Genomic DNA, 10,583 nt, shown 5'->3' with positions numbered 1-10,583 from the left:
TACCGGAGGAGACTAGACCGTTTGCCAAGCAAAGCTTTTACCGTGGAGTGTCGCGATTTACCCTAGCGTCTCATTTTTATGGGCGTCTCATTGTCATGCATGCCCGGCTTCCGGCCGCCCGCCGCCGGGCCGGTCCACCAGATTGACGACCCGGCGGTATTCGGTGGGCGTCACGCCCTGGTGGTTGCGGAAGAAGCGGCTGAAGTGGCTGGGGGCGGAAAAGCCGAGCCGGCCGGACACCTCGGTGGCGCTCTCCAACCCGGCGGCCATGGCGTCGATGGCCGCCTCCATCCGCAGCACGTTGAAATAGAGTGCCGGGGTGATCGCCATCGTCTGCTGGAACAGCCGGAACATGTGGGCGCGCGACAGGCCGGCGGCGGCGGCGACACGGGCGGCGTCGAACTCCTCGCCCAGGGTCCCCCGCATGAACAGGATAGCCTGACGGATGCGGAAATCGCCGGCCGCCGGCGCAACGTAGCGTGTGCCGCCGAGCGTCCGCCATTCGGAGAAGCGGTCGATGATGGCGATCATCAGGTCGAACAGCGCCTCCTCCATCCGCTCGCCCGAGGGGTCGTCATAGAGCAGTTCCGCCGCCATGCGGTCGGCCAGCCGGCGGATGTAGGGCGTCAGCTCGCCGCAGGACTGCGCGAAGAAGCCGGGGTTGCCGCTGGCGTTGAGTTCCCGCTGCATCGCACCGAGCCAGCGCGGCTCGATGTACAGAGCCAGGATCACGGTGCGCGGGGCGCCCGGCTGGTGGGCATAGGAATGGGCCTCCCAGCTGTTGACCAGCACCGCGGTGTCGTCGCGCAGCGGATGGAGCTGCTCCCCGACGGCAAAGCGGGTGTCGGCGCCGGATGCCTTGATCAGCACATGGCAATGGGGATGCGCGTGATGGATCAGCGCATTGTCCATGTCCAGCAGGGCGACGCGGCCGAAGCTTCCCTGATGGATGCGCATCGCTTTCGACATGGCTTCCGGTCCCTTCCTGCCCATCGGCGGCAAAAGGCCGCCGGGATGCTCTTCAATGGTTTGCTTTACAAGCTAAGCTTCGGCGGTCCCCTTTACCAGTTCCATGCGGGCGCAACCCTGCTTCCATCGGCGGAGCGGCCGGTCACCGCGGCATGCGGCTTTGCGGGGTTTGGTAGACTTCGCTGAAATGCGTGCGGAACAGGCGCATGGCCGGCGTCAGCTCGACCCCCTGTCGCCAGGCGAGGCCGACGTCCATCGCCGGAACCCGCTCGCGCATGATGATCGTTTCGATGCGACGCCCCTCCAACGACCAAGGCCGGTAGACCATGTCGGACAGGATCGTCACCCCCTGGCCGTTGGCAACGGTGGAGCGCACCGCCTCGATCGACGAGGTCCGCAGCCGGACATTGGGACGGAAGGGCGAGGCGCTCCAGTAGCGCGTCGTCCAATGGGCGGCCTCGTCCACGGTCAGCATGATGTAGGGGTGCTCGGCGACATCCTGCAACCCCACGGAATCGAGGTCGAGCAGCCGGTGCCCGGCCGGCACCCACAGGCGACGCTGGCTTCCGATCAGCGTTTCGGTCGTCAGTTCCGGATTGCTGATGTTGGAGGTCAGAACCACCGCCATGTCGAGCCGGCCGGTGATCAGATTGTCCTCGATCATCTCGCGCGTCAGCTCGTGGATGTGGATGCGCAGGTTGGGGTAGCGCCGTTCCAGCCGCTCCAGATGCTGCGGCAGGAAATATCCCAGCACCGTATAGCTGGCGCCGATGGTCAGGCTGCCGGCCACCTCCGCCGCCGTGTCGGCGGGGTGCAGCGCCTCCTCCACGCTCGCCATGATGCGGTGGCTGGCGGCCAGGAAGCGGCGGCCGGTGTCGGTCAGTTCCATGCCCTGTGCGGTACGGACGAACAGCCGCCCGCCGATCTCGGCCTCCAGTTCCTTGATGGCGGAGGTAATCGCCGACTGGGAAATCGACAGTTCGCGCGCCGCCCGCGACACCTGTCCGAGATTGGCGGTGGCGACGAAATATTTCACATGGCGGAAATTCAGCATGCCAAACCCCGGAATTTGACGTGATAAGATATCGGAAAATCGGAAAATGCCCAAATCCTGCACAGGCCCCGTCGGCCATATCTTGGCAGATATCCGGAGAAATGCCTGATTTACGGGCGGATTTTGACATCTGAAAAACAGATAAAGCAATCTCAAAAATTAGAAATTGCAAAGGATTAGAAACAACATACGCTCATATGGCAAGGCAGCCATTCCGCGGACTCATCCCTGGGGTTCGACACCCCAGGTTCCGCGAAGCAAGGGAGTAAGGCGTTGGCTCGTACAATGGTCGATCTCAACTGTGACCTCGGCGAGGGGTACGGCCAGTGGACGCTCGGCGAGGCCTCCGACGATGCGCTGATGGACCTCATCAGCTCGGCCAATGTCGCCACCGGCTTCCATGCCGGCGATCCCAACCTGATGGACCGCGTGGTCCGGCTGGGCGTCGAACGTGGCGTGGCGCTGGGCGCCCATCCCGGTTACCGCGATCTCCAGGGCTTCGGCCGCCGCGTCATCCAGGCCAAGCCCGAGGAGCTTGTGAACGACATCCTCTATCAGGTCGGCGCGCTGCGCGAATTCGCCCGCCGCCACGGCACCCGTCTGCAACACGTCAAGCCGCACGGCGCCCTTTATATGGAAGCGGCGAAGGATGAGACGTTGTCGCGCCTGATGGTGGAGGCGCTGCTGAAGTCGAGCCCCGACACGCTCCTGTTCTGCATGGACGTGTCCAAGACCTGCGCCGTCGCCGAAGCGGCCGGCCTGCCGGTCATCCGCGAATTCTACGCCGACCGGGATTACGACCGCAGCGGCTCTATCGTCTTCGCCCGCCGCATGCGGCCGCTCGATCCGGCGGAGGTCGCCGACAAATGCGTCCGCGCCTGCCGCGACGGCAAGGTGCGGACGGTGGAGGGCGACGACATCGACATCGCCTTCGACTCCATCTGCTTCCATTCCGACACGCCGGGCGCGCTCGCCATCGGAACCGCGGTGCGCGATGCCCTGCTGAAGGACGGGCTGCGCATCGTCGCCGCCGCCGATCTGCACCCCCAAAGCCGCTGATCCAAACCCGCTGACCGCACAGCTCGCCGACATCTCCTGATTTCTCCCCTCCCGCCCAAGGCGGCCCGTTGAAGAAGGATTGTTTCGATGCCCGAGATCCGTTCCCCCCTGCCCGGCTCCTTCTACCGGCGTCCCGCTCCAGGCCAGCCGCCCTTCAAGGAAATCGGCGACCGGGTGGAACCGGGCGACGTCATCGGTCTCGTCGAGGTCATGAAGAGCTTCAACGAGATCCGGGCCGATGTCGGTGGAACCATCCTGAGCTTCGCGGTCGAGGACGAGGAACCGGTGATGGCCGGCGCCGTCCTCGTCGAGCTGGAAGGCTGACCCCGATGACGATCCGCCGCCTGTTCGTCGCCAACCGCGGCGAGATCGCGGTGCGGATCATCCGCGCCGCCAAGAGCCTGGGGATCGAGACGGTCCAGGCCTATTCCGAGGCCGACCGCGAGATGCTGGCGGTCAAGCTGGCCGACAGGGCCGTCTGCGTCGGCCGTCCGGCCGCCCGCCACTCCTATCTCGATGCGGCGGGGCTGGTGGCCGCGGCACGGACCGCAGGCTGCGACGCCGTCCATCCCGGCTACGGTTTCCTGGCCGAGAATGCCGAGTTCGCCGACATGGTGGAAAGCTTCGGCATGGTCTTCGTCGGGCCGACGGGCGAAACCATCCGCCGCATGGGCGACAAGGCCGCCGCCCGCGAGGCCGCCATCACCGCCGGGGTGCCGGTGGTGCCCGGATCGCAGGGCCGTGTCGCCGACATCGACGCCGCACTCGCCGCCGCCGGGACCATCGGCTATCCGGTGATGATCAAGGCGGCGGCGGGCGGCGGCGGACGCGGCATCCGCATCGCCGAGACGCCGGACGAGCTGCGCCGTCTCGCCCCGCAGGCGCAGTCGGAGGCCCAGGCCGCCTTCGGCGACGGCGGCCTCTATCTGGAGCGGGTCATCGGGAACGCCCGCCACATCGAGGTGCAGATCCTCGGCGACGGCGAGCGGGCGATCCATTGCTTCGAGCGCGAATGCTCGCTTCAGCGCCGCCGCCAGAAGGTGTGGGAGGAAGCGCCGGCCACCTGCCTCGACGAGGCCACCCGCGCCAAGATCTGCGCATCGGCGGTGGCGCTGGCCGAAAGCGTCGGTTACCGCGGCGCCGGCACGCTGGAATATCTCTACGACGAGCCGTCGGGCGCCTTCTACTTCATCGAGATGAACACCCGCATCCAGGTCGAGCATCCGGTGACCGAGATGATCACCGGCATCGATCTGGTGGCGGCCATGATCCGCATCGCCGGAGGCGAGCCGCTGCCCGTCACCCAGGACCGGGTGACCCGGACCGGCCACGCCATCGAGGTGCGCATCAATGCCGAGGATCCGGCAGCCGGCTTCCTGCCCTGCCCCGGCACCGTCGAACGGCTGTCGGTGCCGACGGAACCGGCCGTCCGCTTCGACGGGATGATCTACGAGGGCTACACGGTCCCGCCCTTCTACGACTCCCTGCTCGGCAAGTTGATCGTCCATGGCGCCACCCGGGCCGAGGCCATCGACCGCCTCGCCGCGGCGCTGGAAGGCTTCACCGTCACCGGGCTGAAGACCACCGTTCCTCTGCACAAGGCGCTGGCCGCCGATCCGGATATCCGGGCGGGCAAGGCGCACACCCGGTTCCTGGAAGCCTGGCTGGCCGGGAACCCCGCTTTCACTGCCCAGAAGGCCGAGCAATAGGAGCACCGGATGCAGACCCGCTATTCCTACGGTGGCGACGAGCACATCTTCGTCGAAATGGACGAGGAGATGTCGCTCGAAGCTTTCTTCAAGAGCATGTCGATCACCAACGCGCTCCGCTCCGCCTATATCGAGGGCGTCACGGAGATCTGCCCGGCCAACGGCAGCTTCCAGGTCAAGTTCGATCCCGACCGCATCGCTCCCGACGACCTGATGGGCCGGCTGCGGGCGCTGGAGCAGGCGGCGGACCGGGCGGAGAAGCGGCTGGAGACCCGGATCGTCGAGGTGCCGGTCTACTACCGCGATCCTTGGACCACCGAAACGCTGATGCGCTTCCGCGAGCGGCATCAGGATCCGCAGAGCACCGATCTGGAGTATGCGGCACGGGTGAACGGCTACGACACGGTGGAACAGTTCATCCACGCCCACCACGCCTCGCCCTGGTTCGTGTCGATGGTGGGATTCGTCGCCGGACTGCCCTTCCTCTACCAGCTGGTCGAGCGGTCGCGGCAAATCCAGGTGCCGAAATACCTGCGCCCGCGCACCGACACGCCGAAGCATACCATCGGCCATGGCGGCTGCTTCGGCTGCGTCTATTCGGTGCGTGGGGCCGGCGGCTACCAGATGTTCGGCATCACGCCGATGCCGATCTACGACCCGACCCAGAAGGTCTCCTACCTGCGCGACTTCATGGTGTTCTTCCGCCCCGGCGACATCGTGAAATGGAAGCCGATCGACCGCGAGGAATATGACGCCATCACCGCCGACGTCGCGGCCAACCGCTACGAGCCGCGCATCCGCAAGGTCACCTTCGACCTCGACGGCTTCAACGCGGACATCGACGGCACCAACCAGCGGCTGATGGAGACCCTCCATGGCGTTTAAGGTTCTCAACCCCGGCCTGCTGACAACCGTCCAGGATCTCGGCCGGCCCGGCTATTTCCATCTCGGCATCCCGATGTCGGGCGCCATGGACCGCTATGCGCTGCGCGCCGCCAACCTGCTGGTCGGCAACCCGGAAGGTGCCGCCGCCCTGGAGGCGGTCTTCATGGGGCCGCAGCTGGAATTCGAGGTGGACGCCACCGTCGCCGTCACCGGCGCCGACCTGCCCGCCCGCGTCGACGGCGAGCCGCATCCGGCCTGGACCGCCTTCCCGGTGCGCGCCGGACAGGTGCTGTCCTTCGACTATCTGAAGGGCGGCGCCCGCGCCTACATCGCGATTTCCGGCGGCATCGACACGCCGCCGGCGCTGGGCAGCCGCTCCACCTACATCATCGGCGCGCTCGGCGGCTATCACGGCCGGGCGCTCGCGACGGGCGACATGGTGCCGCTGGGCAGGCCGGGGGCGTTCCGCCACGGCACCGAGGTTCCCGAGGCGCTGCGCCGCACGGTGGGCAAGAGTGCCGAACTGCGCGTTCTGCCCGGCCTCTACTGGCGTCTCATCACCGAGGAGGCCGGGCGCAACTTCTTCGAGGACAGCTGGAAGGTGGCGCCGGAGGCCGACCGCATGGGCTATCGCTTCCGCGGCGGCCGTCCCTTCAGCTTCGAACCGCGCGAACAGCCCTTCGGCGCCGGCTCCAACCCGTCGAACATCGTCGATGCCTGCTACCCCTACGGCTCGATCCAGGTGCCGGGCGGAACCGAACCCATCGTCCTGCACCGCGACGCCGTGTCGGGCGGCGGCTATTTCACGCTGGGTGCGGTGATCTCCGCCGACATGGACCTGATCGGCCAGATGCAGCCCCACACCGGCGTGCGCTTCGTCAAGGTCGATATGGAACAGGCGCTGGCCGCCCGCGCCGACGAGGCCCGGCGGCTGGGCCTGCTGCGCGACGCCCTCGCCTGACCGGCCGGGAGGCGGCAGCGGCCCGCCGCCTCCCCCCAGATCTTTCATAGCTCTTTCAAAAACATCCCCCGTCCGTCCCATCCCATGCCGTGGAGACCACTCGCATGAACGCCCTCGCTCGCGCTCTTGTCGCCGCCACAGTCCTTGGAAGCAGCCTTGCCGCCTTGCCGGCGTCAGCCGCCGAGTGGTTCCCCTATCCGGCGGTGGAGGTGACGCCGGCCTTCTCCGCCGACGGCCAGCCGAAGGACATCTCCTACAGCCCGCTGCCGAAGGCCGCGAAGAAATGGGACATCTGCGTGTCCTTTCCGCACATGAAGGACGCCTATTGGCTGGGCGTCGATTATGGCGTGGTCGAGGAGGCCAAGCGGCTGGGGGTGAAGGTCAATGTGGTGGAGGCCGGCGGCTACACCGAGTTGAACAAGCAGATCAGCCAGATCGAGGACTGCGTCGCCCGCGGCGCCAACGCCGTGGTGATCGGCGCCATCAGCTTCGACGGGCTGAACAATCTGGTCGCGGAGCTGGCGAAGAAGAACATCCCGGTCATCGACGTCATCAACGGCATCTCGTCCCCGGCGCTCACCGCCAAGTCGCTGGTCTCCTTCCACACCATGGGGGCCGAGGCCGGCCGCTACCTCGCCGCCAGGCATCCGGCGGGCAGCCCGCCGGTGAAGGTCGGCTGGTTCCCCGGCCCGGCCGGTGCCGGCTGGGTCGAGGCCGCCAACAAGGGCTTCATGGAGGCGGTTGCCGGCTCCGCCGTACAGGTGCTGGAACCGCGCTATGGCGACACCGGCAAGGAGGCGCAGCTGCGGCTGGTGGAGGACGTGCTGCAAGCCACGCCGGACATCAAATATGTCGCCGGCACCGCGGTGACCGCCGAGGCGGCGCAGGGCCTGCTGCGCGAACGCGGCCTGAGCGACAAGGTCGGGCTGATCGCCTTCTACATGACGCCCGGCGTCTATCAGGGCATCAAGCGCGGCTTCATCCAGGCGGCACCGGCCGATTCCATGGTCATCCAGGGCCGGATCGCCATCGATCAGGCGGTGCGCGCGCTGGAGAAGACCGATCTGGTCCGCCATGTCGGCCCGAAGATCTTCGTCGTCGACAAGGGCAATGTCGGCACGGTGTCCCGCGACACCATCCTGCCGCCGGACAATTTCGCTCCCGTTTTCAGCGTGAAGTGACCTCCCAGCCCCGGTGCGGACCAGACAGTCCGCACCGGGGCATTCCACCCGGAGCACGCGCATGTCCCCTCCCGTCCTGATCAGGACCGTTGCCCTGACCAAGCGCTATCCCGGCGTCACCGCGCTGGATCGCGTCGATTTCGATCTGCGCGCCGGTGAGGTGCATGTGCTGTTCGGAGAGAACGGCGCCGGCAAATCGACCCTGATCTCGCTGCTGGCCGGCGTGTCCGCCCCCAGCGAGGGCGAGATTCTGGTGCGCGGCCATCATGCCCGCTTCACCGGCGTCGCCGACGCCCGTGCCGCCGGCATCTCCGCCGTCTTCCAGGAATTCTCGCTGGTCCCGACCCTGACGGTGGCGGAAAACCTGTTCCTGGGCGACGAGCCGCGCAAAGGCCCGTTTCTCGACCGCCGGGCGATGCGGCGCAAGGCCGCCGCCCTGTTCGCCGACCTCGATTTCGCCATCGACCCCAGGCGGCTGGTCGCCACGCTGAGCCGCGCCGAACAGCAGATGGTCGAGATCGCCAAGGCTCTGCACGGCGAGGTCGGCATCCTGATCCTGGACGAGCCGACGGCCTCGCTGACCGACCGCGAGGTCGATCATCTGTTCGCGGTGATCGCCCGCATGAAGGCCCGCGGCGTGGGCATCGTCTACATCTCGCACCGGATGCAGGAATTCGCCCGCATCGCCGACCGTGTCACCGTGCTGCGCGACGGCCGACGGATCGGCACCGTGGCGATGGCCGATACCAGCGAAGCGGCCCTGCTGGAAATGATGGCCGGCCGTGCCATCGCCGAGATCTACCCGTCCATCGCCCGCAATCCCGGCGAGGTCCTGCTGCGGACGCAGGGGCTGCGCGCCTGGGGTGTCCATGGCGTCGATCTGGAGGTCCGCGCCGGCGAGGTGCTGGGAGTGGCCGGCCTCGTCGGCTCCGGCAAGTCGCGCAGCTTCCGGGCGCTGATGGGCCTGCTGCCGGTCCAGGCCGGCCGGGTGACGGTGCGGGGACGCGACGTCACCGGTGCGTCGACCCGCGACCTGATGCGCGCCGGCCTCTGCTATGTGCCGCCCGACCGGAAGACCGAGGGGCTGCAACTGGCTTTCAGCACGCGGGACAATCTGGCGCAAGGGGAGCTGGCCGGCACGCCGAGCCGCTTCGGCGTGCTGCCCTGGCAGCGCATCCGCAGCCGCTGCGAGGCGACCGCCGAACGGGTCGAGCTTCCGGTCGCCTATCGCAGCCGGGCGGCCGGCCAGCTGTCCGGCGGAAACCAGCAGAAGGCGCTGTTCGGCCGCGCGCTCGGCCGCGACTACGACCTCTACATCTTCGACGAGCCGACCGTCGGCGTCGACATGGGCGCCCGCGCCGCCATCTACCGCCTGATCCGCGAACTGGCGGAGGCCGGCAACGCGGTGGTGGTGATCTCCTCCGACCTGCCGGAGGCGATGAACCTCGCCCATCGCCTGCTGGTCTTCGCCCATGGCCGCATCGCCGCCGAACTGGAGGGCGACGCCATCGGCGAGGCGGCCATCCTCTCCCATTTCTTCGACCCGGTTCCATCGGTTCCCGCCCCATCGGTTCCCGCCATCGATCAAGAAGCGAGACTGCCCGCATGAGCGCCACCTCCGCCGCCTCCCCGCCGTCCGGCACCGCTCCCGTTCCCGCTGCCGTCCGGCTGCGCATGGCCGGCCGGGCGCTGTTCATCCGGCTGGGCGTGCTGCCCTTCTTCCTGGCTGCCGCGCTGATCGTCTTCGCGCTGGCATCCGACCGCTTCCTGACCGCGGACAACCTCGTCAATGTGATGCGCCAGTCGGTCTATCTGGTCCTGGTGTCGCTGGGACAGATGATGGTGCTGATCACCGGGGGCTTCGATCTGGCGGTCGGGGCGACGGTCGCCCTCACCTCCGTCGTGTCGGCGCTGGCGATGGCGGCGCTCGGCCAGATGTTCCCGGATGCCCCCATCCTGGTGATCGCGCTCGGTGCGCTGGCCGGGTTCGCGGTGGCGGCGCTGGTCGGTCTGGCGAACGGGGCCGGCGTCGCCCTGTTCGGCGTCTCGCCCTTCATCATGACGCTGGGCGTCAGCTCGGTGGCGGCCGGCGGGTCGCTGTTCCTGACCGGCGGCGTCCCGGTGTCGGGACTGCCTGCCGAGTTCGCCGATCTGTTCGGCTTCGGCCGCTGGCTGGGCATCCCGGTGCCGGTGCTGGTCGCCGCCGTGGCCGTCGCCATCGCCTGGGTGGTCATGACGCACACCCGGATCGGCGCCCATCTTTATGCCGTGGGCGGCAACATCAAGGCGGCGAAGCTGTCGGCCATCCACACGGGCCGGACGCTGATCGTGGCCTATGTCCTGTGCGCCCTGATCGCGGCGCTGACCGGCCTGCTGCTGACCGCGCGGGTGGAGTCGGGCGAGGCCAATCTCGGCGGGACGCTGGCGCTGGAGTCCATCGCCGCCTGCGTGATCGCCGGCGTGTCGCTGCGCGGCGGCATCGGCCGGGTCGAAACCGTGGTGCTGGGCGCCTTCTTCATCGTGCTGGTGCAGAACGGCATGAACCTCGCCCAGATCGGATCCTATCTGCAGATGGTGCTTCTCGGCGGGTTGCTGATCCTGGCGGTGATCTTCGACCAGATCCGCTATCGCATGATGATGACCGCCTGAGCGGCGTTGCCCGGCAGGTCGCCGGCCGATTCCGTAGAAAAACCACTTCAGTATCCAAACTGTTATCGGAGCGTTTAGATTTTCTTCAGTGAATTGCTGTGTTATCGCAGTTGCCA

At 67.6% G+C, this 10,583-nt stretch carries 10 protein-coding genes; 8 read left to right on the top strand and 2 right to left on the bottom strand.

What is annotated here, in order from left to right; all coding sequences use genetic code 11:
- Window positions 1–93: 93 nt before the first annotated feature.
- Together ABNQ40_RS01005 and ABNQ40_RS01000 are read right to left on the bottom strand one after the other, a co-directional pair.
- Window positions 94–969 (bottom strand): AraC family transcriptional regulator, encoded by an 876-nt coding sequence (locus ABNQ40_RS01005; RefSeq protein ID WP_109051128.1) that lies wholly within the window; start codon window positions 967–969, stop codon window positions 94–96.
- 142 nt (window positions 970–1,111) lie between these two features.
- Window positions 1,112–2,023 carry a LysR family transcriptional regulator gene (locus ABNQ40_RS01000; RefSeq protein ID WP_109051129.1) on the bottom strand — a complete coding sequence of 304 codons (912 nt, stop codon included), beginning with the start codon at window positions 2,021–2,023 and terminating at the stop codon, window positions 1,112–1,114.
- A gap of 273 nt (window positions 2,024–2,296) precedes the next feature.
- On the opposite strand from ABNQ40_RS01000, the gene ABNQ40_RS00995 reads away from it, so the two are divergent.
- The 8 genes from ABNQ40_RS00995 (at window position 2,297) to ABNQ40_RS00960 (ending at window position 10,467) form a co-directional block, all read left to right on the top strand.
- Entirely contained in the window at window positions 2,297–3,082 is a 786-nt protein-coding gene (locus ABNQ40_RS00995) for a 5-oxoprolinase subunit PxpA (protein WP_391345350.1), read from the top strand.
- 87 nt (window positions 3,083–3,169) lie between these two features.
- Entirely contained in the window at window positions 3,170–3,406 is a 237-nt protein-coding gene (locus ABNQ40_RS00990) for an acetyl-CoA carboxylase (protein ID WP_098738303.1), read from the top strand.
- Window positions 3,407–3,411: 5 nt separating this feature from the next.
- Window positions 3,412–4,791 (top strand): acetyl-CoA carboxylase biotin carboxylase subunit, encoded by a 1,380-nt coding sequence (locus ABNQ40_RS00985; protein WP_391345348.1) that lies wholly within the window; start codon window positions 3,412–3,414, stop codon window positions 4,789–4,791.
- A 9-nt stretch (window positions 4,792–4,800) separates the two neighbouring features.
- Complete coding sequence (locus ABNQ40_RS00980; protein WP_109051132.1) at window positions 4,801–5,676, top strand: allophanate hydrolase subunit 1; 876 nt, start codon at window positions 4,801–4,803, stop codon at window positions 5,674–5,676.
- Window positions 5,666–6,637: a biotin-dependent carboxyltransferase family protein gene (locus ABNQ40_RS00975; RefSeq protein ID WP_391345346.1), complete on the top strand. Its 972-nt coding sequence runs from the start codon at window positions 5,666–5,668 to the stop codon at window positions 6,635–6,637. Before ABNQ40_RS00980 ends, ABNQ40_RS00975 begins: the two co-directional genes overlap by 11 nt.
- Before the next feature lie 104 nt (window positions 6,638–6,741).
- Window positions 6,742–7,818: a TMAO reductase system periplasmic protein TorT gene (gene torT, locus ABNQ40_RS00970; protein WP_098738299.1), complete on the top strand. Its 1,077-nt coding sequence runs from the start codon at window positions 6,742–6,744 to the stop codon at window positions 7,816–7,818.
- A 61-nt stretch (window positions 7,819–7,879) separates the two neighbouring features.
- On the top strand, window positions 7,880–9,427 hold the full coding sequence (locus tag ABNQ40_RS00965) for a sugar ABC transporter ATP-binding protein (protein WP_109051135.1): 1,548 nt from the start codon (window positions 7,880–7,882) through the stop codon (window positions 9,425–9,427).
- Window positions 9,424–10,467: an ABC transporter permease gene (locus ABNQ40_RS00960; RefSeq protein ID WP_199235388.1), complete on the top strand. Its 1,044-nt coding sequence runs from the start codon at window positions 9,424–9,426 to the stop codon at window positions 10,465–10,467. The genes ABNQ40_RS00965 and ABNQ40_RS00960 overlap by 4 nt, the downstream gene beginning before the upstream one ends.
- The last annotated feature ends 116 nt before the right edge of the window (window positions 10,468–10,583 follow it).

The sequence above is a fragment of the Azospirillum sp. A23 genome (assembly GCF_042938965.1).
GTDB lineage: Bacteria > Pseudomonadota > Alphaproteobacteria > Azospirillales > Azospirillaceae > Azospirillum > Azospirillum melinis.
The sequence above is the reverse complement of the archived record's forward strand: the minus strand, read 5'-3'. Positions and strand labels throughout refer to the sequence as shown.